The 24,226-nt window shown below is 64.7% G+C and carries 24 protein-coding genes; 10 read left to right on the top strand and 14 right to left on the bottom strand.

What is annotated here, in order from left to right:
* Window positions 1-19: 19 nt before the first annotated feature.
* The 5 genes from HWN72_RS31135 to HWN72_RS16070 form a co-directional block, all read right to left on the bottom strand.
* Window positions 20-1,420, bottom strand: coding sequence for a sugar transferase (locus HWN72_RS31135; protein ID WP_008831533.1), 1,401 nt, complete (start codon window positions 1,418-1,420; stop codon window positions 20-22).
* 141 nt (window positions 1,421-1,561) lie between these two features.
* Window positions 1,562-2,617, bottom strand: coding sequence for a DNA polymerase III subunit delta (gene holA / locus HWN72_RS16055; protein WP_211150707.1), 1,056 nt, complete (start codon window positions 2,615-2,617; stop codon window positions 1,562-1,564).
* Window positions 2,618-2,623: 6 nt separating this feature from the next.
* The gene (gene lptE, locus HWN72_RS16060) at window positions 2,624-3,124 is read right to left on the bottom strand and encodes an LPS assembly lipoprotein LptE (protein WP_036525729.1); all 501 of its coding nucleotides are present in this window, start codon (window positions 3,122-3,124) and stop codon (window positions 2,624-2,626) included.
* Window positions 3,121-5,640 carry a leucine--tRNA ligase gene (gene leuS, locus HWN72_RS16065; RefSeq protein ID WP_211150708.1) on the bottom strand — a complete coding sequence of 840 codons (2,520 nt, stop codon included), beginning with the start codon at window positions 5,638-5,640 and terminating at the stop codon, window positions 3,121-3,123. Before leuS ends, lptE begins: the two co-directional genes overlap by 4 nt.
* 70 nt (window positions 5,641-5,710) lie before the next feature.
* Window positions 5,711-6,178: a DUF3576 domain-containing protein gene (locus tag HWN72_RS16070; RefSeq protein ID WP_008831529.1), complete on the bottom strand. Its 468-nt coding sequence runs from the start codon at window positions 6,176-6,178 to the stop codon at window positions 5,711-5,713.
* A gap of 269 nt (window positions 6,179-6,447) precedes the next feature.
* On the opposite strand from HWN72_RS16070, the gene HWN72_RS16075 reads away from it, so the two are divergent.
* Together HWN72_RS16075 and phbB are read left to right on the top strand one after the other, a co-directional pair.
* Entirely contained in the window at window positions 6,448-7,206 is a 759-nt protein-coding gene (locus HWN72_RS16075) for a hypothetical protein (RefSeq protein ID WP_037520512.1), read from the top strand.
* 129 nt (window positions 7,207-7,335) lie between these two features.
* Window positions 7,336-8,058 carry an acetoacetyl-CoA reductase gene (phbB, locus tag HWN72_RS16080; RefSeq protein ID WP_008831527.1) on the top strand — a complete coding sequence of 241 codons (723 nt, stop codon included), beginning with the start codon at window positions 7,336-7,338 and terminating at the stop codon, window positions 8,056-8,058.
* Between the two features lie 396 nt (window positions 8,059-8,454).
* On the opposite strand, the gene HWN72_RS16085 is transcribed toward phbB, so the two are convergent.
* Window positions 8,455-9,576, bottom strand: a complete 1,122-nt coding sequence (locus HWN72_RS16085; RefSeq protein WP_211150709.1) for an NADH:flavin oxidoreductase — start codon at window positions 9,574-9,576, stop codon at window positions 8,455-8,457.
* A gap of 104 nt (window positions 9,577-9,680) precedes the next feature.
* On the opposite strand from HWN72_RS16085, the gene HWN72_RS16090 reads away from it, so the two are divergent.
* Window positions 9,681-10,046, top strand: a complete 366-nt coding sequence (locus HWN72_RS16090; RefSeq protein ID WP_069708574.1) for a helix-turn-helix domain-containing protein — start codon at window positions 9,681-9,683, stop codon at window positions 10,044-10,046.
* A 5-nt stretch (window positions 10,047-10,051) separates the two neighbouring features.
* Here the strand turns inward: HWN72_RS16090 and HWN72_RS16095 are convergent, their stop codons facing one another.
* The 4 genes from HWN72_RS16095 to HWN72_RS16110 all read right to left on the bottom strand — a co-directional run bounded on the left by HWN72_RS16095 (window position 10,052) and on the right by HWN72_RS16110 (window position 13,169).
* Window positions 10,052-10,606, bottom strand: a complete 555-nt coding sequence (locus HWN72_RS16095) for a PAS domain-containing protein (RefSeq protein ID WP_211150710.1) — start codon at window positions 10,604-10,606, stop codon at window positions 10,052-10,054.
* A 183-nt stretch (window positions 10,607-10,789) separates the two neighbouring features.
* The gene (gene rpsI / locus HWN72_RS16100) at window positions 10,790-11,308 is read right to left on the bottom strand and encodes a 30S ribosomal protein S9 (RefSeq protein ID WP_008831261.1); all 519 of its coding nucleotides are present in this window, start codon (window positions 11,306-11,308) and stop codon (window positions 10,790-10,792) included.
* The gene (rplM, locus tag HWN72_RS16105; RefSeq protein WP_008831262.1) at window positions 11,308-11,787 is read right to left on the bottom strand and encodes a 50S ribosomal protein L13; all 480 of its coding nucleotides are present in this window, start codon (window positions 11,785-11,787) and stop codon (window positions 11,308-11,310) included. The genes rpsI and rplM overlap by 1 nt, the downstream gene beginning before the upstream one ends.
* A gap of 311 nt (window positions 11,788-12,098) precedes the next feature.
* Window positions 12,099-13,169 (bottom strand): COX15/CtaA family protein, encoded by a 1,071-nt coding sequence (locus tag HWN72_RS16110; RefSeq protein WP_008831263.1) that lies wholly within the window; start codon window positions 13,167-13,169, stop codon window positions 12,099-12,101.
* 153 nt (window positions 13,170-13,322) lie between these two features.
* Between HWN72_RS16110 and HWN72_RS16115 the strand changes: the two genes are divergently transcribed.
* From HWN72_RS16115 to HWN72_RS16130, 4 genes are all read left to right on the top strand, one after another.
* A complete protein-coding gene (locus HWN72_RS16115; RefSeq protein WP_008831264.1) occupies window positions 13,323-13,694 on the top strand; it encodes a MerC domain-containing protein in 372 nt (123 codons plus the stop codon).
* Window positions 13,695-13,710: 16 nt separating this feature from the next.
* On the top strand, window positions 13,711-13,923 hold the full coding sequence (thiS, locus tag HWN72_RS16120; RefSeq protein ID WP_211150711.1) for a sulfur carrier protein ThiS: 213 nt from the start codon (window positions 13,711-13,713) through the stop codon (window positions 13,921-13,923).
* 57 nt (window positions 13,924-13,980) lie between these two features.
* Window positions 13,981-14,763, top strand: a complete 783-nt coding sequence (locus HWN72_RS16125; protein ID WP_036525722.1) for a bifunctional sulfur carrier protein/thiazole synthase protein — start codon at window positions 13,981-13,983, stop codon at window positions 14,761-14,763.
* A 158-nt stretch (window positions 14,764-14,921) separates the two neighbouring features.
* The gene (locus HWN72_RS16130) at window positions 14,922-15,449 is read left to right on the top strand and encodes a hypothetical protein (RefSeq protein ID WP_211150712.1); all 528 of its coding nucleotides are present in this window, start codon (window positions 14,922-14,924) and stop codon (window positions 15,447-15,449) included.
* Here the strand turns inward: HWN72_RS16130 and HWN72_RS16135 are convergent.
* The 4 genes from HWN72_RS16135 to HWN72_RS16150 form a co-directional block, all read right to left on the bottom strand.
* On the bottom strand, window positions 15,446-16,552 hold the full coding sequence (locus HWN72_RS16135) for a putative zinc-binding metallopeptidase (protein ID WP_036525720.1): 1,107 nt from the start codon (window positions 16,550-16,552) through the stop codon (window positions 15,446-15,448). The two genes, HWN72_RS16130 and HWN72_RS16135, sit on opposite strands and share 4 nt — an antisense overlap.
* A gap of 59 nt (window positions 16,553-16,611) precedes the next feature.
* Window positions 16,612-18,429, bottom strand: a complete 1,818-nt coding sequence (locus HWN72_RS16140) for a long-chain fatty acid--CoA ligase (protein ID WP_211150713.1) — start codon at window positions 18,427-18,429, stop codon at window positions 16,612-16,614.
* Between the two features lie 74 nt (window positions 18,430-18,503).
* Window positions 18,504-20,237, bottom strand: a complete 1,734-nt coding sequence (ggt, locus tag HWN72_RS16145) for a gamma-glutamyltransferase (protein ID WP_211150714.1) — start codon at window positions 20,235-20,237, stop codon at window positions 18,504-18,506.
* An 11-nt stretch (window positions 20,238-20,248) separates the two neighbouring features.
* Window positions 20,249-21,307, bottom strand: coding sequence for a quinone-dependent dihydroorotate dehydrogenase (locus tag HWN72_RS16150; RefSeq protein WP_211150715.1), 1,059 nt, complete (start codon window positions 21,305-21,307; stop codon window positions 20,249-20,251).
* Between the two features lie 447 nt (window positions 21,308-21,754).
* On the opposite strand from HWN72_RS16150, the gene HWN72_RS16155 reads away from it, so the two are divergent.
* From HWN72_RS16155 to HWN72_RS16165, 3 genes are read left to right on the top strand one after another with little or no spacing between them, the layout of a single operon-like run.
* Window positions 21,755-22,195 carry an SUF system Fe-S cluster assembly regulator gene (locus tag HWN72_RS16155; RefSeq protein WP_008829384.1) on the top strand — a complete coding sequence of 147 codons (441 nt, stop codon included), beginning with the start codon at window positions 21,755-21,757 and terminating at the stop codon, window positions 22,193-22,195.
* A 1-nt stretch (window position 22,196) separates the two neighbouring features.
* On the top strand, window positions 22,197-23,690 hold the full coding sequence (gene sufB, locus HWN72_RS16160; RefSeq protein ID WP_211150716.1) for a Fe-S cluster assembly protein SufB: 1,494 nt from the start codon (window positions 22,197-22,199) through the stop codon (window positions 23,688-23,690).
* Between the two features lie 39 nt (window positions 23,691-23,729).
* On the top strand, window positions 23,730-24,224 hold the full coding sequence (locus HWN72_RS16165; protein ID WP_036525710.1) for an endonuclease domain-containing protein: 495 nt from the start codon (window positions 23,730-23,732) through the stop codon (window positions 24,222-24,224).
* The last annotated feature ends 2 nt before the right edge of the window (window positions 24,225-24,226 follow it).

The following is a 24,226-nucleotide window of genomic DNA, read 5'->3' on the forward strand; positions in this document are numbered from 1 at the left end:
GTCGGGATCGGACCGAACTTTAAAAAGCCCGATCGTGCACCAGCACCCGCATGGTCAGGAAGATGATCTGAAGATCACGCATGATCGTCCACCCCTCCAGGTACTCAAGGTCGGCCTGGAGGCGGTTGACGAGATCGGATTCGTGATCCGTGGCGCCGCGAAAACCACGTACTTGCGCAAGTCCCGACAAGCCCGGCTTGAGCGAGTGACGCTGCCAGTACCTCAGATCGACTTCCCAGAAGAGCTTGTCGCCCGCCAGAGAACCCGTCGCATGCGGACGCGGGCCGACCAGGCTCATGTCGCCGAGCAGCACGTTGAACAACTGCGGCAGTTCATCGATGCTGGTGCGGCGGATGAAGCGACCGATGCGGGTGATCCGCTGATCGTCCTTGGAGGCCGAAACGTTGCCGTTCGTGTCGCACAGGGCCTGCGTCATCGAACGAAACTTGTACATGTTGAAGAAGCGGTTGCCCCGACCCATGCGGCGCTGTGTGAAGAACACAGGCCCGCCGTCCTGCACCTTCACGGCCAGCGCAACCACGACCAGAAGCGGGGACAAGGCGAGAATTGCACCTCCCGCGAAGGCGACGTCGAACAGGCGCTTGACGGCACGATCACGTAGCCCGAGCGGCCCCGCAGACACCATCAGCAACCCGTGCTTGCCAACCACACGCGCACCTTGCGCGCCGAGGCGCGCGACCTCGTCGTCGAGGACTTCGCCATCGACGTTGGCGCCCTTGAGCATCATCGCCCATTCGGCGCGGCGTCCTGCAGGGCAACTCACGATTACGCGGTCGATATTGCGCAGGACGAGCCCGATGCGGTCCAACGCATTAGGGTCGTTGAGGTTGGGCCGCAGGCCCATTCCTGCCGCCGAGATGCGAATCGCACCGCGCACCTGCACTTGCGGTCCACCATCGTCGATTATGAGTTCATTGATGATGTTGTCGCCGCAACGCCACCGCACGAAGCTGCGCAGTTGCAGCCGCATCCATGCGATCACCGCCATTGCCGCCAGCGCGCCGCCATTGAAGCCGGAACGCGAGACATCGGCATCGGGCCGAATCAGGAACTGCACGAAGACCACGACAACCATCGCGATCACGACCGCAAGCAACGCCCTGAACACACCCTTCCAGCCATCTTGCAGCGAGGCGGTGGAATAAGCACCGTTGTAAAGCGCCAGAGTCAGGAAGATAGGGAGGATGAGTTGGGCATGGACCAAGCTCTCGCCAAGTCCTTGCGCGCCTGCCAGAATATAACCTGTCGATGCAAAACCGATGAAAATCGAAACGATATCGCCGACGACGAGGGAGAGGTAGCACTGCAGGCGCCGACGCTCGAGCGAAGGTGCAACGAGAAGATCGTCGAGATCGGCCCGCTCCTTGGCGAGTGAACCTGCGGCAAATGGGGCGTTCATGCTGGCAGCACCCGGGCTTGCGAACTCACGCTGAATGCCTCCCTCATCAGAACCTCAGCGCGCGCCGCATGGACATCATGCTGCGACGCAATAGGTATATGCCCGTATGTACTGGCGAGGCAACCCGAAAAGCGGATTCAGTCAGGACGTGGTAATTGTCGGTCGTTTCGAATTAGGACGCGCTGACCTTGCAATTGTCAAAAGACCGTCGGCCAATAAAAGCTCGGCATTCTGACTGTTAGCTAGCAGCATCTGGTGCAGCGCTACCAATCGAGCGACGAGCCGCTCAAGCCGATACCCGCGCCAGAGTTGCAACTGGGCAGTCAGCGCCGGCTGGTCCTTCCAGAATATCCGCCTCGCGCCGGCCTCGGCCTTGAGGAACCCTCCAACGTCGCGGCTGTCGCCCAGCCGTGCATTCAAACCGGCGAGCTGTGCCGTTCGGCGCTCGAAGGCGAGCAGAAGGCCGACCGGGTTCATGCCCTGATCGCGCATCCGCTTGAGTTCGGGACCGATGGCATCGCGCCTGCCGCCCAGCACGGCATCCACGAGCGGCGAAAAATCGTCATCTTCGGTCGATGCGCCGATCGCGTCGAGGTCTCCGGAGGCGACCGGGCGGGGCGTCTCGGGCGAAGCATCAAGGTAGAGCGCCAGCTTGGTGACTTCCGAGCGGGCCAGTCGCGTATCGAGCCCCGCACCTCGCGCAATGCGCTCGGCGATCTCGCTGCCCAGCTTGAGCCCTGCAGCATTCGCCATCGTCCTCACCGATGCGGTTACCGAAGCGAGGTCAGGCGGATAGAACATCGCCACGAGGCCATCCGGCCGGGCCGCGAGCAACTTGGCGGTGCGCGACTTGTCGGTGGCACCGGTGGCAACGATCAGGACCGGGCAACCCTCCACGTCGTTCTCCAGCAGGGTCTGGACGGCATCATGCGCCTCATCGCCCTGCGCGCGCACCCAGATATGGCGCGCACCGCCGAACAGCGAAGTGGAACGGGCCTCGTCGCCAAGACGGACCGGATCGCGGCGCAGTTCTGCACCCGACATTTCGATACGCTCGCCAATGTCGGGGAGAAACGAGAGAATCTTCGCCGCCGCATCCGAGGCTCCCGATTCGTCGGGGCCGCAGAAGAAGAAGACACGGGCATCGCGGGCAGCACGCTGGGCGAGGCCCGCGAATTCCTTCTGAGTGGCCTTCACGGCCTGTTACTGGGCGGTTTCACCGCGCAGACGCAGCGCGATGTTGGTGACGATGCGCGTGGCGATGTCCTTGGACATGTTCTCCAGCGCAGTCTGTTCGGCCGCAATGGTCGCGTAGTCAGAGGAGACGACGTCGATCCCCGCATCGGAGCCTGCGGTCTGGTCAAGGACCACTTCACCGCTACCCACGTCCACCAACTGGTAGCGCGCGCGCAGGGTGCGGCGTTCGCGACCCACGGTATCGTCCGACAGTAGCGCGAAGCTCTCCAGCTTGTCGTCGAGGCGCACATCGAGCCGGTATTTCGGCGCGACGCCCTTGGCGCCCGATACGCCAAGCTCGTCGACCAGCGCATTGCGCACCAGCCAGCCGGCCTTGCCCTGAATCGAGGACACTTCGACAGCGGCAAGCCCCTGCGCGACGGCGGCATTGCCGCCGCCCGCATACATCGGCTGCAGCCCGCACCCGGCGAGCAGCACGGCTCCAGTGAGGGCAATTAAAGCCTTCACGCGACGAGATTTACCAGTCGGTCGGGCACCACGATCACCTTGCGAATTTCCGCACCATCGAGTGCACGCTGCACCTTCTCGCTGGCGAGGGCAAGCGCCTCGAGGTCTTCCTTCGACGTGCCCTTGGCGACGGTGAGGGTATCGCGCAGCTTGCCCTTGACCTGGACCGCCACGGTTACCTCGTCATCCACCAGCAGCGCCGGATCGACTTCGGGCCATGCGGCGTCGGCGATCAGGCCCTCGCCTATCGAAGACCACGCCTCTTCGGCAAGGTGCGGCATCATCGGCGACACCAGCAGCAGCAGCGTGCGGATCGCGGCGGAACGGCTGGCGGAGGGCTGGGCCTTCTCCACCGCGCCGGTCAGTTCGTAGATGCGCGCCACGGTCTTGTTGAAGCCGAGCGATTCGATGTCACGCGCCGCCGCGTCCACGGTCTGGTGAACCTTGCGGTCGATGGCCTTGTCCTCGCCGGTCGCCGCCGCGTCGCACTGCGCGAACAGGCGCCACAGGCGCTGGACGAAGCGGCCACAGCCTTCGATCCCAGCTTCGGACCAGGGCAGGTCACGCTCGGGCGGGCTGTCGGACAGCATGAACCAGCGGATCGCGTCGGCGCCGTAGGTCGCGACGATCTCGTCGGGATCGACGACGTTCTTCTTCGACTTCGACATCTTGATGACGCGGCCGACCTCGATCGGGGCGCCATCGGCCTTGAGCGTCGCGCCTTCGGAGGTGCGGTCCACTTCACTGGGGGCAAAGTAGATCGGCTGGCCGTTGGCTTCGTTCACGCGGCTATACGTCTCGTGCGTGACCATGCCCTGCGTGAACAGGCTGCCGAACGGTTCCTTGACCTCGATCTTGCCGATGCGGGCCAGCGCGCGGGTCCAGAAGCGAGCGTAGAGCAAGTGCAGGATCGCATGCTCGATGCCGCCGATGTACTGTTCCACCGGCAGCCACTCGGCAATTTTTGCCGGGTCGAACGGGCGGTCGTCAGGCTGGCTGGCGAAGCGCAGGAAGTACCACGAGGAATCGACGAAAGTGTCGAGCGTGTCGGTCTCGCGGCGGGCCGGGTGGCCGCACTGCGGGCAGTCGACGTGCTTCCAGGTCGGGTGGCGCACCAGCGGGTTGCCCGGCGTCTGGAAATCGACGTCCTCGGGCAGCACGACGGGCAGGTGCTTCTTGGGCACCGGCACCACGCCGCAAACCTCGCAATGGATGAACGGGATCGGCGTGCCCCAGTAGCGCTGGCGCGAAACGCCCCAGTCGCGCAGGCGCCAAACCGTCTTGCCCTCACCCCAGCCTTCGGCTTCGGCGCGGGCGATGACGGCGGCCTTGGCCTCCGCAACGCTCAGGCCATCGAGGAAGTCGGAGTTCACCAGAACGCCGTCGCCGGCCTCGGACTCGCCGTCGAAAGGCTTGTCGGCCTCCTCCGCGCTCGCCGCGACGACGCGCGCGATCGGAAGCCGGTACTTGGTCGCGAACTCGAAGTCGCGCTGGTCGTGGCCGGGGACGGCCATGACCGCACCGGTGCCGTAGTCCATCAGCACGAAATTGGCGATGTAGACCGGCAGCGGCGCGCCCGTGAACGGGTGCCTCGCGGTGATGCCAGTGTCGAAGCCCAGCTTCTCGGCCGTTTCAAGCTCTGCGGCGGTGGTGCCGCCCTGCTTGCACAGCGCGATGAAGTCCTGAACTTCGGGTCGCCCTTCGGCCGCGCCTTGCGCGATCGGGTGATCGGCGGCAACGGCGACGAAGCTTGCGCCGAAGATCGTGTCCGGGCGGGTCGAGTAGACCTCCACCTTTCCATCGGTCGAAAGGTCGAAGCTGAACTGCAGGCCCTGCGACTTGCCGATCCAGTTCTCCTGCATCGTGCGGACCTTTTCGGGCCATTTGTCGAGCGTGGAGAGGCCGTCCAGCAGTTCGTCGGCGAAGTCGGTGATCTTGAGGAACCACTGGGAGAGCTTGCGCTTCTCGACCAGTGCGCCCGAGCGCCAGCCGCGCCCGTCGATCACCTGCTCGTTCGCCAGCACGGTCTGGTCGACCGGATCCCAGTTCACCGCGGATTCCTTGCGGTAGACAAGGCCGTGTTCGTACAGGTCGAGGAACAGCGCCTGTTCCTGGCCGTAATATTCCGGCTCGCAGGTCGCGATCTCACGGCTCCAGTCAAGCGCGAAGCCGAGGCGCTTGAGCTGCGCCTTCATGTTCGCGATGTTCTCGCGCGTCCAGCCGCCGGGGTGGACGCCCTTTTCCATCGCCGCGTTCTCGGCGGGCATGCCGAAGGCGTCCCAGCCCATCGGGTGCAGGACCTCGAAGCCCTTCATCCGCTTGTAGCGCGCCAGCACGTCGCCCATCGTGTAATTGCGGACGTGGCCGATATGGATGCGGCCCGAGGGATACGGGAACATCTCCAGCACGTAGCTGCGCGGCTTGGAAGAGGTGTCGTCGGCGCGGAAGCTCTGCGCTTCGTCCCACGCAGCCTGCCAGCGCGTGTCCGCCTGTGCGGGATCGAACCGCTCGGTCATCTTTGTCTAAACTCCCGCGGGACCGGCCCGCCAAATGAACGGGGCGGCCGCAAGGGCCGCCCGATAATTCTTAACCGCCGATCGAATCGCGGCGCAGGTCGCGGGCGCGGGTGAGGATGATGTCCTCGAGCTTCTGCACCGTCGCGGCCTGGACCGGCGCGGCGACCCAGCCACCGCCCTGCGCCACTTCGCGCACGGCGGTGACGCGCAGCGCATCGGCGCGCAGGTCCTGGTCGAGGATTGCGATCGACACCTTCACGCGCTCGGTCGGAGTCTTGGGATTCACGTACCAGTCGGTGATGATGACGCCGCCGGCGCTGTCCGACTGGAGCAGCGGCATGAACGACACCGAATCGAGGCTGGCGCGCCACAGGTAGCTGTTCACGCCGATCGTGGTGACCTGCGAAGGCGCGAGCTTGGCCTGCTCCTTCTTCCTGCCACCGCCGCAACCGGCCAGTGCCAGCGCCGCCGCGGCGCAGATGCCCACGGTCGTCAGCGTGCGCACGGTGAAGAGGCCGTTGTCGGTGCTGGCTTTCATGTTCGTTCCCAAATCCGGTGTCAGAGGCTGCAGACGCGGCGCACGCCGAGCCTGTCGTCAAAACGCCTCTATAACCGCCAGTGGGCCAGCGGCAAGAGCGCCTTTCCGATGCCAAGTCCCAAGCAGGGCAAGGATGAGCGCGTCCTGAACGGAAGGCGCTGCGTCTTTACCCCCGCACTCAGGACGTGTTAATCTGCAAGCGTCATCATTTGCAGACCCCGTCACGGCGAGTCTGCCACGGGGCAAAGAGAAGCAGACAGGGGCGTTTGATGAGTACCGAGGGTGAAGGCGCTACCCGGGGAGGCATGAAGGGAAGCCTGCTGCTGGCGGGTTGTGTCACCCTGCTGGCCCTGCCCAGCGCGGTGCTCGCCTTCTCCACCGACTTCAAGGGCGACACCGCGGCCAATTCGGGACAGATCGATCCGCTGGCGCCCGAGACGACGCAGGAGAACCTGTCGCAGGCCATCGCAATGCGTTCGCTGGCTAAAGGCGATCTTTTTCCATTTACGCCGGCGGGCACGCCCAACCGCCCGGATCGTGCCGTGACCGTCGCCGTCCGCGTCGATCCCGAGGCGGCGCAGGCAATCATCGTCCATGGCCGGTCACCGCTTGCGCAGATCAGCCAGGATCCCGCGCGACTGCGTATCGCGCCCACCGCTTTCAATCTCGGCGTGTCGCGCGGATACCAGAACTTCGCGCAGAACCTCGTCCCGCAGGCGCCCAGCCGGCCAATGGCGGAACTGCCGGACCTCAAGAAGTTCAGCCTTTCACCGGGAACGGCAAAGCAGGACGAGCCGCGCTTCAGCCCGAGGATATCTCTCGACGAGAAGAAGGCGTCAGGTCGGGCCCCGCGCACATTCGCAATCGATGGCAGCGAAGTCGATCTCGGCGGCGCCTATCGGGTCACCGAAAATCTCGATGTGACGGCCGGGGTGCGTTATTCGCAGGATCGTGAACGCCTCGTCCCCCTTACCGACCGGAAACAGGATAGTCAGGCGGTCTATGTCGGAACGCAGTTCAAGTTCTGATACAAGCAATATTGATTGCAAAATCCGCAATCAAGAATGCTGCATTTAGGTCAATGGTCGGCCTTGCCGCCGTCATAATCCTTCCATAGCCTTGTCGTCGGTGGATGCTCACAACGAAAGGCTAAACATATGGCGCGCGTTGCAATTGTAACCGGCGGGACCCGGGGTATCGGCGAAGCTGTGTCGCTCGCACTGAAAGAACGCGGTCACACCGTCGTCGCGAATTACGCCGGCAACGAAGAAAAGGCGGCCGCTTTCACCGAGCGCACCGGTATCCCTTCCTACAAGTGGGACGTGGGTGATTTCGAGGCGACGCAGGACAGCTGCGCGCGCATCGCGTCCGAAATCGGTCCGATCGACATCGTGATCAACAACGCAGGGATCACCCGCGACGGCGTGCTCCACAAGATGAGCTTCGACGACTGGAACGACGTCATGCGCGTCAACCTCGGCGGCTGCTTCAACACCGCCAAGGCGACCTTCTCGGGCATGCGCGAGCGTGGCTGGGGCCGCATCGTCAACATCGGTTCGATCAACGGACAGGCCGGCCAGTACGGCCAGGTGAACTATGCCGCTGCCAAGAGCGGTATCCACGGATTCACCAAGGCGCTGGCGCAGGAAGGTGCCAAGTACGGCGTGACCGTCAATGCGATCGCGCCGGGCTATATCGACACCGACATGGTCGCCGCCGTGCCGCCGCCGGTCCTGGAGAAGATCGTCGCCAAGATCCCCGTCGGCCGCCTCGGCAGCGCCTACGAGATCGCGCGCGGCTGCGCCTTCCTGTGCTCGGAGAACGCCGCGTTCGTCACCGGATCGACGCTGAGCATCAACGGCGGACAGCATATGTACTGATGGTGGCAGGCAACGCGGCGGTGCAACAACAGGCGCAACTTGAACTCATCGCCCGAAAAGCGTAGGGTTACCGCCGCAAACGACACTGGCCTGTGGCCATGTGGATCAAGCCCTCGCCGCTGCAACGGCGGGGGCTTAGTCGTTTTCGGGCAGAACGCCCTGAACCGAACGTCTGGGGGACACGCTGCAACGCATCCCCCACCCGTTGCCTACTTCCGGCCCTTCACCTCCACCACCTTCAGGATGAGGGTGGCAAAGGCGAACAAGGCCCCAAGGAAGAGGCACAAGTCAGCAAACGACACTGGCTTTTCCTCCAAGGGATCGACGGCAGGAGTGCCGCCGCTGATCACCCTATAGGAAAAATCCTACATGTTCCATATTTGTTCTCATCAAGCGTCAGACGAGTTCGCCCAGCGCTGCCGCGTCGAAGCCCTTCAATTCGCCAGCATTTCCATCACGCACCTTGGAGACCCAGTCGGGGTCGGTGATGAGAGCACGGCCAACGGCGATCAGGTCGAACTCATCACGTTCCATGCGTTCCACGAGTCGGTCGAGGCCGACGCTTGACGAACCTTCGCCGCCGAACGCAGCCATGAAATCGCCCGAGAGACCGACCGAACCGACACTGATGGTGGTCGCACCGGTGAGCTTCTTGGCCCAGCCGGCGAAGTTCAGCCCGCTATCGCCGTCGATCTCCGGGAACTCGGGCTCCCAAAAACGGCGCTGCGAACAGTGCAGGACGTCTACGCCCGCTTCGACCAGCGGCTCTAGCCAGTCGGCCATGAGGTCCGGAGTCTCGGCAAGGCGCGCGGCATAGTCCTGCTGCTTCCACTGGCTCAGGCGCAGGATCAGGGGATAGCCCGGCCCCACCGCCTCGCGCACCGCCGCCACGACTTCGGCCGCAAAGCGCGAACGCTCACGAATGGTCGCGCCGCCGTAGCGGTCGGTGCGCAGGTTGCTGCCCGACCAGAAGAACTGGTCGATGAGGTAGCCATGCGCACCGTGCAGTTCGACCACGTCGAAGCCAAGCCGCTTTGCATCGGCCGCAGCACGAGCGAACGCGGCCACGCTGTCGGCGATGGCTTCCTCGCTCATCGCCTCGCCGCGCGGGACATCGGGCGCATCGTAGCCCGACGGGCTCTCGACGGGCGCATCGGGCACCCACTCGGTCATGAAGCTCTTGGTCGCGCCGGTGTGCCACAATTGCGGCCCCATGCGGCCGCCTGCTCCGTGCACCGCATCGATTACCTGCTTCCAGCCGCCCAGGGCAGGCTCACCATGGAAGAAGGGGATCCCCGGATCGTTGCGAGAGGCAGGGCGGTCGATCACCGTGCCTTCGGACAGGATCAGGCCGACACCACCTTCGGCCCGGCGGCGGTAATAAGCGGCCTGCGCCTCGCCGGGGATGCCCTCGGCGGCGAAGGCCCGGGTCATCGGCGCCATGACGATGCGGTTGGGAAGGTCCAGCGAGCCGATGCGGAACGGCTTGAACAGAACGTCGGTGGCACTTGCGGTCATTGCGGAGGAACTCCGGTTTGCTGGGGGAGCCACTTAGGTATATATTGGATACTTGACGTCAATGAGGCACCTTATGGTGCGCAAGTATATCCAGGGATACCTTGATGCCGGAATGCGAGCATTTCTCCGTCGATTGCCCCAGCCGCCTGCTGTTCGACCAGATCGCCGACAAGTGGTCGATGATGGTGCTGACGGTGCTCGACGCTGGACCGATGCGCTTCAACGGCATCAAGCGTCATCTGGAAGGCGTGACTCAAAAGGCGCTTACCCAGTGCCTGCGGCGGCTGGAGCGCAACGGCCTGCTGGAGCGACGGGTAATCGCCGCATCCCCCATCGGGGTGGAGTATGAGATCACTCCGCTGGGCCGCTCGTTGCAGACTCCGTTCAAGGCGCTGTACGGCTGGACAATCGCCAACATGGAAGACGTGGAAAAAGCCCGGGTGGAGTACGACCGGCGCCTTGTGGCCTGACCCAGTCAATTCAGACTGGACGAAGGGTCGAGCAGCCGTAAATGCGCCTGCGTCATCAGGCTGACGGAATCTCCGATAACCGCAAGCGCATCATCGATGGCAATGCCGCACCCCACGCTCAGGGGGCCGAGGCCGGTCAGCGCCCGTGCCAGATCCCTGTCGTACGCCTGCAAGCGCTCGACCTCCACTCGGCTCACATCGAACTGCGAGCCCAGGATATATCGTGTCTCGCCCGACTCCGCCCGCAACCGTGTCAGGTAGAGCAGGTTCACGAAGGCCGAACCGTCTCGCCGGAAATTGATGATCGGCGCTCTGGCCGACATGGTGTCCTCGTTGTGCAGGAAGGCGCGGAACTTCGCATGGGCTTGCCCATCCCGTGTATCGCCCTGCAGGAAGCGGCAGTTGCGACCGATCACGTCGTCACCGGAATAGCCGGTCAGTTCGCTGAAACGCTCATTGACGAACAGAAGCGGATGATCCCCCTCGATAGATGCCAGAGCCAGCGCCATCGGCAGCGATGCCAGAAAGTCGCGTAGTTCCGAGGGAACCGTTGTTTCCATCTCAGGTCAACTCCAGCCGAGCAGGCTGAAACGCGTACCAGACCGATGCCGTAAAACGCAACGCCGAGTCGGGAAATTCAAAGTCTTGGCGCCTTGTCTGCGCTCGGCATCCCACATTGGGCATAACGAAAAAGGGCCGCGGTTTCCCGCGACCCCTTTTTGTAGCCGAAGCTCTGGAAACGATTAGCGCTTCGAGAACTGGAAGCTGCGGCGTGCCTTGGCGCGGCCGTACTTCTTACGCTCGACCACGCGGCTGTCGCGGGTGAGGAAGCCGGCTGCCTTGACGGCCGAGCGCAGGGCCGGCTCGTACTTGGCGAGAGCCTGGGCGATGCCGTGCTTCACAGCGCCGGCCTGGCCCGACAGACCGCCACCCTTGACGGTGGCGATGACGTCGTACTGCTCTTCGCGGCCAGCGACCTGGAAGGTCTGGTTGATCACAAGGCGCAGGGTCGGACGTGCGAAGTAGACTTCCTGGTCACGGCCGTTGACGATGATCTTGCCCGAGCCGGGCTTGATCCACACGCGGGCAACGGCGTCCTTGCGGCGGCCGGTGGCATAAGCGCGGCCCTGCGCGTCGATCTGCTGCTCGCGCAGCGGAGCGTTCGAGACGGGAGCGGCTGCCACGGTCTCGTCACCGACGGTGACGTTGCCGGCGATGTCCGCGAGGTCGGACAGGCTCTGCACGGTTTCGTTGTCGGACATTATGCGCCCACCTTGTTCTTGCGGTTCATCGAAGCGACGTCGAGCGCTTCGGGCTGGGTGCCACCGTGCGGGTGCTCGGTGCCGGCGTAGACGTGCAGAGCGCGCATCTGGTCACGGCCGAGCGGACCACGGGGAATCATGCGCTCGACAGCCTTTTCAAGCACGCGCTCGGGGAAGCGACCGGCGAGGACCTTGTCCGCGGTGACTTCCTTGATGCCGCCGGCATAGCCGGTGTGCTTGTAGTAGGTCTGCTGCTTGAGCTTGTTGCCCGTGAAGCGCACCTTCTCCGCGTTGATGATGACGACGTGGTCGCCGCAATCAACGTGAGGGGTGAAGCTGGGCTTGTGCTTGCCGCGCAGCAGGTCGGCGATGATCACGGCCAGACGGCCTACAACCAGATTCTCGGCATCGATCAGATGCCACTTCTTCTCCACCTCGGCCGGCTTGATCGACCGGGTGACCTTCGTGAGCGCCTTCATGGCTGGTCATTCCCTATAATTCGAGCGCCAGCCACGGGAGCGAATCCCCTGATAGCGCGGAAGGCGGCCAAATCGTCGAAATGGCTGCGTAAGTCAAGCAATGCGCGGGATTGCAGAGAGGTAAAATAATACCGTGAGGTTTGTGTCCGGACGTTGCCCACCCCTGCCCCCTCCCGCGAGCGGGAGGGGAATGAGAGGTTTCCGCTTCGCCCTCCCGCTCATCCTGAGCTTGTCGAAGGAGGGAGGGCCGGGAGGCTTGGCAGCTTGCTGCCTAGCCGGACGGAGTGGGTAGCCGATGGACAGGCCGAAACCTACCCCCGACGTCCGAGCGCATGCGCGCCCCACACCGTCGCGGCGACCAGCAGTGCACCGCAAAGCTGGTGCGCCACGGCGATCCACAAGGTCACGCCGGACCACACCGTGAAGATGCCCAGCAGCACCTGCGTCCCGAACGCACAGTGCACCGCGACCGAGACCAGCCGCTCGTGCTTCGCCTTGAGCCTGCGGCCCATGACGACGAGCACCGCGACGATTGCCCAGGCCCACCAGCGGTGAATGAAGTGCGTGAGGTAGGGATCGTTGACCAGCGAGGAGAAGAACCCGCGCGCCCAATCGACGCCTTCGGGGAAGACGCTGCCCTGCATCAGCGGCCAGGCGTCCCAGCTCCACCAGCCGGCGCCGGCGACATAGCCGGCACGCAGGCCCGCCACCATCGCGCCCATGAACAGTTGCAGCGCCAGCATGCCCAGCGCCAGGGCGCCGAAGCGGGTCAGCCGCGCGCGCTGCTCTCCCCGCTCCATCGCCTTGAGGTCCAGCGCAGTCCAGACGAGGCCGCCCAGCGTGAACAGCGCCACCAGCAGATGCGCGGCGAGGCGGAAGTGACTCACCCGGTCGAGCGCCTCGGCGCTGAGGCCGGAGGAGACCATCCACCAGCCGACGACGCCCTGCAGGCCGCCCAGCGCCAACAGCGCCAGCAAACGCGGCTTGTAGCCGCCGGGAATGGTGCGCTTGTACCAGAACCATGCCAGCGGAACCGCGAAGACGAGGCCGATCGTGCGCGCCAGAAGACGGTGGAACCATTCCCAGAAGTAGATGAACTTGTACTGCGCCAGCGTCATGCCTGCCGGGCCGTTGACGTCGAGATACTGCGGGATCTGCTTGTAGCGGGCGAACTCGGCCTGCCACTGGGCGTCGGTGAGCGGCGGGATTGCGCCGGTCAGCGGCTTCCACTGAGTGATGGAAAGGCCCGATTCGGTCAGCCGGGTGATCCCGCCGACCGCGACGATCAGCACCACCAGCACCGCAACACTCAGGAGCCAGCGCACCATCGGGGCGATATCGTCACTTGTCCCGATGATCGGGCGACCGTCGTTAACTCTCATGCGTCTGCTTCTTCCGTCATGCGGGCGATTCCTGCGATTTTGCGGGCATTTGCGCAAGAGGGCGTTCGACGGCACGTGTTTTCGACGAGTCCTGCGTGAAAATTTTGCGTCCGGCCCTTGCGGAATGATACAACGTTACATAGATGGCTGCCCATGCGTACTGCCCTTCTTGCGATTCGTAACCGCCTCGACCGTGCCGGAATCATCCTGAGTGGGCTGTGCGCGGTGCATTGCATCCTGGGCGTCGTGCTTGTCGGCGTGCTGGGGCTGGGCGGTGAAGCGCTTCTTTCACCCAGTATCCACCGCATCGGACTGGCGATGGCTCTGGTCGTGGGCATCATTTCGCTCGGCTTCGGCGTGCTGCGCCACGGGCGGGTCGCGCCGCTGGCGATCGGTGCTTCGGGCCTGACGTTGATGGGCATCGCCCTCCTCGTCGATCACGGGATCGAGGAGACCGTGCTGACGATCGCAGGGGTCAGCCTCGTCGCCTTCGCGCACATTCGGAACTTGCACGGCGCCTGTTGAGCGCTATTCGGCAGCCATGGCTGCCGAAATCCTGCTTACCGTGAATGGCGAACCGCGCCGCATTGCCGCCGGTTCCAGCATCGCCGACCTCGTCGCGCAGATCGGCCTCGACCCGAAGAAGGTCGCGGTCGAGCATAACGCAGAGATCGCGCCGCGCTCGACGCTTGCCGACGTGACCTTGTCCGATGGCGATGTGCTGGAGATCGTCCACTTCGTCGGCGGCGGCTGACCAGCCCGCCCTGCCCCCGCTTTTCCTGATTCACGCTTCCCCGAAAGGACGCGCTTCGTGACCGATTTCCCCGCTGATACCTGGACCGTTGCCGGTCGTACTTTCACCTCGCGCCTGATCGTGGGCACGGGCAAGTACAAGGACTTCGCGCAGAACGCCGCCGCCGTGGAGGCTTCGGGCGCGGAAATCGTCACCGTCGCGGTGCGCCGTGTCAACGTGTCGGACCCCAAGGCGCCGATGCTGACCGACTTCATCGACCCGAAAAAAATCACCTACCTGCCCAATACCGCAGGCTGCTTCACCGCCGACGACGCCATCCGCACCCTGCGCCTGGCGCGCGAGGCGGGCGGCTGGGATCTGGTGAAACTCGAAGTGCTGGGCGAGGCACGCACGCTTTACCCCGACATGCGCGAGACGCTGAAGGCCACCGAAATCCTCGCGAACGAAGGCTTCCTGCCTATGGTCTACTGCGTGGACGATCCGATCGCCGCCAAGCAGTTGGAAGACGCGGGCGCCGTCGCGGTGATGCCGCTGGGCGCGCCGATCGGCTCGGGCCTCGGCATCCAGAACAAGGTGACCGTGCGCCTCATCGTCGAGGGCGCGAAGGTGCCGGTGCTGGTCGATGCAGGCGTCGGCACCGCTTCGGAAGCCGCCGTGGCGATGGAACTGGGCTGCGACGGCGTGCTGATGAACACCGCGATCGCCGAGGCGAAGGAGCCTGTCCGCATGGCCCGCGCGATGAAGCTGGCGGTCGAAGCCGGGCGCCATGCCTATCTCGCCGGCCGCATGGGCCAGCGTCGCTACGCCGATCCGTCGAGCCCCCTCGCCGGCCTCATCTGAGTGCCTCCGTACCGAAACGGGACGGGCTTCCCACCTTTCCCGTTTCCGACGGCAAACTGCGCATACAAACCTTTGCATCGTAAACCGTCCAGAAAGGATGATCGTGGTTAAATCCGACTCGTGACGGGGATCTTCCCGACACATCAGGGACAATCACGATGGCCCACACAGGTACGGCTAGTCTGACGATCAACGAACTGCGCGAATTCGCCAGCTTCTCCCCCAGCGAGCAGCGCTACATCCGGCGCAGCCTCGACATCGGCCTCGGCCGCCAGGATGCCTTCAAGCTCTGGGCGCGCGACGAGGAGGAACTGGCCTCGATCCGAAATCAGTACGTCGCCTATCAGGACCTCAAGGCCCTGCGCGCGATGCGGCCGGACGACTACAGCTTCGACGACGTCGACGCCTTCATGGGCAAGCTGGTCCGGATGGCCGCATTCGATCTCGCGCAGGAACGCCTGACGAGCTTCTCCGCCTTCCGCTTCCTCTACGAGCGCCTGCTCGGCGGCTGGGCGCGGCCATGGCTCCCGGGGGCCTTCTGCGGAGCCGCCGCGCTGCCGCAGATCCGCCCTGACCGCCGCCGCACCCTGCTCCACTCGATCAGCGAAGCCGCCGCCACCGCGCCCGGCTGGTCCGACCGCGAGCCGAGCTTCTATCCCGAGTTCATCGAGAAGGAAGCCGCTTAAGCCGGCACCGGCTCGACGACAGAGCCCCCTGCCCGTGCCTTCGCCGCCAGGTTATGGACGTAGTCCAGCTTGGCGACGATCGCGTCGGACAGATGGAAGGGGTAAAGATCCGGCTGTCCCATCGAGCGGTTGATCGCGTTCATCGCGAAGGAGAGCGGCCCCATCGCTTCAGTCAGCGCACGGGTGTCAGCCGTGTAGGGATTGAAATCCAGCTCCACTTCCAGCCCGACCTCGTCGCCCGGCAGGGGGGCCAGCGACAGGTCGAAACCGCCCGCCGTCGCCAGAACGTCGACGATGTGCAGGTAATGCGCGAAGGTCTCTGCAAAATCCTCCCACGGGTGGGAGGTCGCGTAGAAGCTGACGAAAGCGTCGGTCCACACTTTCGACCCATCGTCATTGTAGTGCGCCTGCAGCGCCTGTTGATAGTCGATTCGCTCATCACCGAATATCGTACGGAAAGCCTCCAGTTCGGCCGGATCGGTCTCGACCAGCCGCGACCAGTAGTGGTGGCCCACTTCATGCCGAAAATGGCCGAGCAGGGTGCGATAGGGCTCGCCCATCGCATGGCGCATCCGCTCACGCTCGGCATCGTCGGCCTCGATCAGGTTGAGTGTGATGACGCCGCCGTCGTGACCGGTGAAGATTCGCGGACTGCCCGCCTGCTCCGCCGCCGCATCGTAGAGGAAATCGAAGGCGAGGCCCTGTGTTCCGGGACCTTCCTCGGCCTTGGTTTCCAGCGGGAGGCCCAGCCTCATCAGCGTGTGGAACAGCCGCCGCTTCGCTGCCTCGATCCTGGCCCATCGGGACGGGACAGAGGGTTCGGACAAGTCGGGAATGGTGCGGTTGTGCCGACAGGCCCGGCACATCGGCGTCGTGTCGTCGCTCGCCACCAGCCAGTTGCAGATGCGATAATCGTTGTTGTTGGCGCATACGACCACTTCGGCCACCTCACCTTCGGCATCGCGCCAGACGGTCGCGCCGTCGGCCAGGAAGCGGAAGCCGTCGATTTCGGGATCGTAGCCAAGGGTGGCCTGGCAGCCGGGGCAAACCCGGACTTCGAAATGATTCAGGCGGCGGCAGTTCGGGCAGGGGAAGGCACGCATGGCGCACTCGCTGTAATTGACGTTTGCCCCGTCAACGCAGGAAGCGCGCCACCGTTTCCTTACGCGCGATAAAGCGCGTCCAACCGAGTGCCGTACCGTTCCTTGAGCTTGTGCCGCCGGATCTTGAGACTCGGGGTCATCTCCTCGTTCTCGATCGAGAACGGCTCGTCGGCGAAGGCGTATTGACGCACCTTCTCGATCACCGAGAGGTCGGCGTTGACCCGGTCGATCGCATTGCGCAGCGCGGTGCGGAACGCCGGAAGCCCCTGCAGCTTGCGGAAATCGAAAGTCTCGCCGTTATCCCGTGCCCACTGCAGCGCCCAGTCGGCGTCCGGGACGATCAGGCCGACGATGTAGGGCTTGCGGTCACCGTAGACCATCGCCTGCGCGATCTCCGGCTGGAGCGTCAGCATCGATTCGACCTTCTGCGGAGAGACGTTGTCGCCCTTGTCGTTGACGATCATGTCCTTCTTGCGGTCGGTGATGGCAATGCGCCCGCGATCGTCGATATGGCCGATGTCGCCGGTATGGAGCCAGCCGTCCTTGAGCACGTTCGCCGTCGCCGCCTCGTTCTGCCAGTAACCCGACATCACGAGTTCCCCGCGCACGAGAATCTCGCCGTCCGCGGCGATCCTGACCTCGACCCCGCGCATCGGCGGGCCGACGGTGTCGAACTTCACGCCCGCCGACGGGCGGTTGCAACTGATGATCGGCCCCGACTCGGTCTGGCCGTAGCCCTGCAGCAGCGTCAGCCCCATCGCGTCGAAGAATACGCCGATCTCCGGATTGAGCGGCGCCCCGCCCGAAACCAGCGCCTTCATCCGCCCACCGAAGCGGGCGCGGATCTTGGGCCGAAGGGTCCGCTCGATCACCAGGTCGAGCGGATAGTCGAGCAGCCCGCGCTTGCCGTTCAGACGGCGCATGCCCCCACCGATCGCCCAGTCCATGAGGCGATTGGCAACCGCACCCTGCTTCTCGATCTGCTTCATGATACGGGTGCGCAGCACCTCGAACAGGCGCGGCACCACGACCATCACGGTCGGGCGCACTTCCTCGATATTGGCGGCGAGCTTGTCGAGGCCTTCCGAATAATAGATCTGCCCGCCCAGCCCGATCGGCAGCCACTGGCCGCCGGTGTGCTCGTAAGCGTGGCTGAGCGGCAGGAACGAGAGGAAAATCTCGCGCTTGTCCGGTCCCCGATCCCAGCCGAAGTCCTGCTCGATGATCTGCGCGGCGCCCGCCACGTTGGACAGCAGCATGCCGTGATGCTGGCGCACCCCGCGCGGCGCGCCGCCGGTGCCGCTGGTGTAGATGATGCAGGCGAGGTCGGTACGACCGATGCCAGCGATCCGCCGATCGACCTCGGCGCGCGCCGAGGTGGCATCACCTTCGAGCAGTTCGTCCCAGATATGCGTTTCATAGGCCCCGCCCTGCATCGGCACGAGCGGCTCCAGGCCGATGACCTGGCGGCACATGTCGGTCTGCACCACGGCCGGCAGCAGCGCCTTGCCCAGCTTCGCGGTCGAGACGATCGCTGCGCGGGCGCCGGAATTCTCAAGAATGTGGATGTGATCGCGCGTCGTGTTGGTGGTGTAAGTCGGCACCGTCACGCAGCCCGCCGCCATGATCGCAAGGTCGGCAAGGCACCACTCGGGCCGGTTCTCCGAGACGATCAGCACGCGTTCGCCATCCTGCAGGCCCATGCGGCGCAGCGATGCGGCGATCAGGCATACCCGGCGCGCCGCCTCGGCCCAACTGATCGAGCGCCACTGACCATCGTGCTTGGCCCAGAGCATCGGCGCCTCGCCCAGCGCGTCGGCGCGGGCGAGGAACAGCGACACGACGTTGGCGCTGCTGTCGAAATCGGCAATGTTCATGGCGGCCCCCGGTGTATCCTTACGAACTTGTATTGTAGGCGAACGTCTAGGTGGGCTGGCGGGTTGCCACAAGCTTACTGCGAAACGGCGACACCTTCGGTACGCGGATCGCCCGATCCCATCAGCTTGCCGTCCACCACCAGCACCCCGTTGGTCTTGAGCGGCATCTGGATCGCCCGGACCGATGTGTGGCCGAGCGCCTGTAGCGCCGGTATCATCGCCTCCAGCGGCGAGCCCTTCTCGACGTTGATCGTGTCGCTCGGCGCGAAAAGCACGGGCAGAGCCAGCGCCTTGTCCACCGGCAGCTTCCAGTCGAGCACGCCGACGAGCGCGCGGATGACTTGTACCGGGATCGTCGCCCCGCCTGCGGCGCCGACAACGAACAGCAGCTTGCCGTCGGGGCCATAGACGATGGTGGGCGCCATCGAACTGCGCGGACGCTTGCCGCCCTCGACCCGGTTGGCGACGACCGCGCCGTCCTTTTCAGGCGTGAAGCTGAAATCCGTCAGTTCGTTGTTCAGATAGAACCCGCCGACCATGATGCCCGAACCGAAGGCGCTCTCGATCGTCGATGTCCACGAGGCCACGTCCCCCTGCCTGTCGACGACGACGAAGTGCGAGGTGCCGTGCTCGACGTAGTGACGACCCACAGCCAGCTTGGGCGCGGGTAGCCCGGCGCTCACGGTCGGCATCGTCCGATCGGCGGAGATCAACGCGCCGCGCCGCTTGAGGTACGCAGGGTCGATCAGCGCCGCGACCGGCACCTTCACGAAATCGGGATCGGCAAGGAACAGGTCGCGATCGGCATAAGCCAGCCGCTCGGATTCGGCGATGAGGTGCCAGGCGACCGGCGAGTCCGGCCCGAGCTTGCCGAGGTCGAAGCCCTGCAGCTGGATCAGGGTCGCCAGCACCGTGGTCGCGCCCGAGGACGGCGGCCCCATGCTGCAGATCCTGTAGACGCGGTACTTCGCGCAGGTGCTCGGCCGCTCCTTCGCCGCGAAAGCGGCGATGTCCGCCTCGGTCATCCTGCCGTCCGCGGGGGTTTCGGCCGCGACCTTGGCGGCGATCTCCCGCGCGAGGTCCCCCTTGTAGAACCCTTCTGGCCCCTTGGCTGCGAGCATTTCCAGCGTGCTCGCCAGCGCCGGGTTGCGGATCGTCGTGCCGACGGGGAGCGGCTTGCCGTCCGCGCCGTAGTAGATGCCTCGCGCCTGCGCATCATGGGCGCCGGTGTCGGGCTGCCGCGAGAGTGACTGGAAACCGCGCGGGGACAGCGTGAAGCCTTCGCGTGCAAGGTCGATCGCGGGCTGGAACAGGTCTGCCCATGGCAGGCGTCCATGCTCGGCGTGAATCTTCGCCGCGAGTGCGATGTTGCCCGGCACGCCGACGCTGCGCCCGCCTACGACGGCGGTGCGGAACGGCAAAGGCTGGCCCGAGGCGTCGAGGAAACGCGCGGGGGTCGCAGCCTTCGGCGCAGTCTCGCGCCCGTCCCACGATTCGACCTCGCCCTTCTCGTTGCCGAGCATCAGGAAACCGCCGCCGCCGATGCCCGAACTTTGCGGCTCGACCACGGTTAGCGCCAGCATCGTCGCGATCGCCGCGTCGGTGGCGCTGCCGCCGCGGCGGAGAATCGAGGCCCCCGCCTCCGCCGCACGTGGATCGGCAGCGCTGACCATACCGGCGTCGAAGACGGCAGGTCCGGTTACGGCAGGGCTGCTCGCAGTGGGTTGCGAAGGGATGGTCGCCGTCGTCGCGGCACAACCAGAGAGGGCGAGCGAGGCAGTCAGCCCCAAGATCAGCTTTCCGGACATTGCAGAAAGGCTTATTCGGTTCCAACCGCCTCTGCAATCGATGCGAAGCCATCGCGGCGCATCAGTTCGAGCAAGCCCTTGTTGATGGCCTTGGCGATGCCCGGCCCTTCGTAGACCATGGCGCTGTAAAGCTGGACGAGGCTCGCCCCCGCCCGGATGCGCGCCCAGGCGTCCGCCGCATTGGCGATACCGCCCACGCCGACCAGCGGCACCGCGCCGCCGGTCGCCTTGCGGAAATCGCGCAGGCGCTGCTGCGCCAGATCACGCAGCGGCGCGCCGGAGAGGCCGCCGGTTTCTCCCTTGTGCTGCGAGGCCAGCGGCGGCCGTGAGATCGTGGTGTTGGACACGATCAGCGCGCCCAACTGCTTGTCGATGGCGATTCGCGCGATGGCGTCGATGTCGGCAGGCTCGAGATCGGGTGCAACCTTGAGGAAGACCGGAGGCCGGTGCCCTGCGCCGCAAGCCTCGTCGCGCGATTCGATCACCGCGTCGAGCAGGCCGGTCAGCGCCGATTCGTCCTGCAGGGCGCGCAGACCCGGCGTGTTCGGACTGGAGATATTGACCGCAAGATAGCCCGCCAGCGGCGCCATCAGCCGCGCCATGATCGCATAGTCGTTGACGCGGTCGGTCGAATCCTTGTTCGCGCCGATGTTGATGCCGACGACGCCCGGACGCCGCACACGGGCCTCCAGCCGATAGACCGCATCCTGCGCGCCGCCATTGTTGAAGCCCATCCGGTTGATGACCGCGCGGTCCTCGACCAGCCGGAACAGGCGCGGCTGCGGGTTGCCGGCCTGCGGTAGCGGGGTGATCGAACCGACTTCCGCAAACCCGAAGCCCAGGCCGAGCAGCGCGTCCGGCACTCCGCCGTCCTTGTCGAACCCGGCAGCCATGCCGACCGGACTGGGGAAGGCGATTCCCGCCACGGTGCTGGCCAAAGCCGGATCGGTGCGCGGCGCACTGCCGGGGCCGGACAGCTTCAGGGCCTTGAGCGCAAGACCATGGGCCTTCTCGGCCTCGATTCGGAAAAGGGCGGGTCGGATGAGCGAATAGAGCACGAGCGTGCGCATAACGCCCCCGGGAGTGTTGCTCAAACGCTTCTTCTGCTGCGGTGCGAGATGAAAAAGCCCGTTAGGGGTCATCCCGAGCCATCCGGACCTACGAACGTGTCGCGTTTATACAATAAATCGACCCATCCGGAGCATACACGAGTCCTGCGACCCGAAGGGCTCGTAGCGGGATGCGCTCGAGTTCTTTATAACTTAAGGCGGTTTCCGATTTCGATCGGGAACCGCCTTTTTTCGCGCTTCTTGACGGCAAGCTCCCATAGATCGACCGTTAAGCAAGCCTTTTTCCATGGCTTGCGTATCTTTTGCGACGAGCTATGGCGCGGCAGCGATCAACCGTGCGAACCGCTCGCAGGTGCGAAACGGCCATTGAAACCCGCCGCGCGCTGCACTAGGTGCAAATCGGAAAGAATTGATCCGATTTAAACACAGGAACCAGAAAGCCCGTTCATGCGCCTGTCGAGTATGACAGACTATGCCGTCGTCATAATGTCCGCTGCGGCGCGGCATTGCGGCACCTGTTCGCTCATCGAGCAGGCGGGCGGCAAGCGTGCGCGTATTTCCGCCGCCCAGCTGGCGGAGGAAACCGGTCTGCCTGCTCCCACCGTCCAGAAGCTGGTGAGCAAGCTCTCCGCAGCCGGACTGATGCGGTCGTCGCGCGGTGTCGGTGGGGGTCTGCGACTCGCACGGCCTCCCGCCACGATCTCGCTGGCGGACATCGTCGAGGCAGTGGAAGGGCCGATCGCCCTCACCGCCTGCATCGATCGCGCGAAAAGCGATTGCACGCTGGAATCCTGTTGCAACGTAAAAGGCCACTGGCCGCAGGTTAATGCGGCCGTGCGCGGGGCGCTCGCCCAGGTGGCGCTGACCCAGCTCGTCGAGGAAGTTTGAGATGACCGAAGAAACCCTCCCCATCGCGCCAGAACGCGATCAGGCCGCGCGCGAGGCGGCAGCCCGCGTCGCCGAGTACGAGCACGGCTGGTCCTCGGACATCGAGCAGGAATACGGTCCCAAGGGCCTGTCCGAAGACACCATCCGCTTCATCTCGGCCAAGAAGGACGAGCCCGAATGGATGCTCGACTGGCGCCTGAAGGCTTACGCAAAGTGGCTGGAGATGACCCCGCCGGACTGGGCGAAGCTCGATATTCCGCCGATCGACTACCAGGAATCCTACTATTGGGCCGCGCCCAAGAAGAAGGATGCGCTGGCCAGCCTCGACGAGGTCGATCCCGAGATCCTGCGCGTCTACGAAAAGCTGGGCATTCCGCTGGAGGAGCAGAAAGTGCTCGCCGGCGTCGAGGGTGCGCGCAAGGTCGCGGTGGACGCGGTGTTCGATTCGGTCTCGGTCGCCACCACTTTCCGCAAGGAGCTGGAACAGGCGGGCGTAATCTTCCGCTCGATCTCCGAGGCGATCCGCGAATTCCCCGAACTGGTGAAGAAGTGGCTGGGCCGCGTGGTGCCCGTCCATGACAACTACTTCGCTACGCTGAACTGCGCGGTCTTCTCGGACGGCACCTTCGTCTACATCCCCGAGGGCGTGCGCTGCCCGATGGAGCTGAGCACCTATTTCCGCATCAACGCGGAGAACACCGGCCAGTTCGAGCGCACCCTGATCGTGGCCGAAAAGGGCAGCTACGTCTCGTACCTCGAAGGCTGCACCGCCCCGATGCGCGACGAAAACCAGCTTCACGCCGCCGTGGTCGAACTGGTCGCGATGGAGGATGCGGAGATCAAGTATTCCACCGTCCAGAACTGGTATCCGGGCGATGCCAACGGCAAGGGCGGCATCTACAACTTCGTCACCAAGCGTGGACTGTGCCAGGGCGCGCGTTCGAAGATCAGCTGGACCCAGGTAGAAACCGGCTCTGCGGTGACGTGGAAGTACCCCAGCTGCGTCCTCAACGGCGAGGATTCGGTGGGCGAGTTCTACTCGGTCGCCGTCACAAACAACTATCAGCAGGCCGATACTGGCACCAAGATGATCCACAACGGCAAAGGCAGCCGCTCGACGATCATCTCCAAGGGCATCTCGGCCGGCAAGAGCAACAACACTTATCGCGGACTCGTGCGCGTGGGCGCCAATGCCGATGGCGTGCGCAACTTCACCCAGTGCGATTCGCTGCTGCTCGGCAAGGAGTGCGGCGCGCATACGGTGCCCTACATCGAAGTGCGCAACCCCAGCGCCCAGATCGAGCACGAGGCGACCACCAGCAAGATCAGCGACGACCAGCTGTTCTATGCCATGCAGCGCGGCCTCGACACCGAGCAGGCGGTGGCGCTGATCGTCAACGGCTTCGCCAAGGAAGTGCTGCAGCAGCTGCCGATGGAATTCGCGGTGGAAGCGCAGAAGCTGCTGGGCATCAGCCTTGAGGGGAGCGTGGGCTGACCCCCCTCCCCCGACATGAATAACGAAGGATCAGAAACCATGACCGCCGCCCGCAAGACTTTGGGTATCAGCCTCGCCTCGAACGGGCCGAAGGCAGACGCCAAGGCCAGCTTCGCCGTTACCGGCACGCGCCTCGAAACGCTGAAGGAGCGCGCCAAGGACCAGCGCCGCAACCCCAGCGAGGCGCAGAAGGCGCTGTGGGCGAAGCTGTCCGGCTCGCAGCTGGGCGGGGTGAAGTTCACGCGGCAGTCGATCGTCGGCTCGGCGATCGTCGATTTCGCCTGCCCCTCTCGCTGGATCGTGATCCAGCTGAGCGCCGAGGATTCCAATCCCGACGTCAACGAACTGCAGGATCGCAAGCTCACCGAAGTCGGCATCCGCGTGCTGCGCTTCTCGGAAGAGGAAGTGATCGGCCAGGTCGATACCGTGGTCCGCGAAATCAATACCGAACTCAACGTGCCCTTCGACAAGCGCTCCGCGCGCAAGAAGGCTGGCTCGCGTCCGGCAGGGACGTTCGTGAGCGACGAAGGATAAGC

Origin of the sequence: Novosphingobium sp. HR1a (assembly GCF_015594425.1) — a bacterium.
Taxonomy (GTDB): Bacteria; Pseudomonadota; Alphaproteobacteria; order Sphingomonadales; family Sphingomonadaceae; genus Novosphingobium; species Novosphingobium resinovorum_A.

Bases quoted from the DNA above. Each gene is read 5' to 3' on its own strand.
- HWN72_RS31135 (WP_008831533.1), bottom strand. From the start codon at position 1,420: ATGAACGCCCCATTTGCCGCAGGTTCACTCGCCAAGGAGCGGGCCGAT.
- leuS (WP_211150708.1), bottom strand. From the start codon at position 5,640: ATGACCGAGCGGTTCGATCCCGCACAGGCGGACACGCGCTGGCAGGCT.
- HWN72_RS16070 (WP_008831529.1), bottom strand. From the start codon at position 6,178: ATGAAAGCCAGCACCGACAACGGCCTCTTCACCGTGCGCACGCTGACG.
- HWN72_RS16075 (WP_037520512.1), top strand. From the start codon at position 6,448: ATGAGTACCGAGGGTGAAGGCGCTACCCGGGGAGGCATGAAGGGAAGC.
- phbB (WP_008831527.1), top strand. From the start codon at position 7,336: ATGGCGCGCGTTGCAATTGTAACCGGCGGGACCCGGGGTATCGGCGAA.
- HWN72_RS16085 (WP_211150709.1), bottom strand. From the start codon at position 9,576: ATGACCGCAAGTGCCACCGACGTTCTGTTCAAGCCGTTCCGCATCGGC.
- HWN72_RS16090 (WP_069708574.1), top strand. From the start codon at position 9,681: ATGCCGGAATGCGAGCATTTCTCCGTCGATTGCCCCAGCCGCCTGCTG.
- HWN72_RS16095 (WP_211150710.1), bottom strand. From the start codon at position 10,606: ATGGAAACAACGGTTCCCTCGGAACTACGCGACTTTCTGGCATCGCTG.
- rpsI (WP_008831261.1), bottom strand. From the start codon at position 11,308: ATGTCCGACAACGAAACCGTGCAGAGCCTGTCCGACCTCGCGGACATC.
- rplM (WP_008831262.1), bottom strand. From the start codon at position 11,787: ATGAAGGCGCTCACGAAGGTCACCCGGTCGATCAAGCCGGCCGAGGTG.
- HWN72_RS16110 (WP_008831263.1), bottom strand. From the start codon at position 13,169: ATGAGAGTTAACGACGGTCGCCCGATCATCGGGACAAGTGACGATATC.
- HWN72_RS16115 (WP_008831264.1), top strand. From the start codon at position 13,323: ATGCGTACTGCCCTTCTTGCGATTCGTAACCGCCTCGACCGTGCCGGA.
- thiS (WP_211150711.1), top strand. From the start codon at position 13,711: ATGGCTGCCGAAATCCTGCTTACCGTGAATGGCGAACCGCGCCGCATT.
- HWN72_RS16130 (WP_211150712.1), top strand. From the start codon at position 14,922: ATGGCCCACACAGGTACGGCTAGTCTGACGATCAACGAACTGCGCGAA.
- HWN72_RS16135 (WP_036525720.1), bottom strand. From the start codon at position 16,552: ATGCGTGCCTTCCCCTGCCCGAACTGCCGCCGCCTGAATCATTTCGAA.
- HWN72_RS16140 (WP_211150713.1), bottom strand. From the start codon at position 18,429: ATGAACATTGCCGATTTCGACAGCAGCGCCAACGTCGTGTCGCTGTTC.
- ggt (WP_211150714.1), bottom strand. From the start codon at position 20,237: ATGTCCGGAAAGCTGATCTTGGGGCTGACTGCCTCGCTCGCCCTCTCT.
- HWN72_RS16150 (WP_211150715.1), bottom strand. From the start codon at position 21,307: ATGCGCACGCTCGTGCTCTATTCGCTCATCCGACCCGCCCTTTTCCGA.
- HWN72_RS16155 (WP_008829384.1), top strand. From the start codon at position 21,755: ATGCGCCTGTCGAGTATGACAGACTATGCCGTCGTCATAATGTCCGCT.
- sufB (WP_211150716.1), top strand. From the start codon at position 22,197: ATGACCGAAGAAACCCTCCCCATCGCGCCAGAACGCGATCAGGCCGCG.
- HWN72_RS16165 (WP_036525710.1), top strand. From the start codon at position 23,730: ATGACCGCCGCCCGCAAGACTTTGGGTATCAGCCTCGCCTCGAACGGG.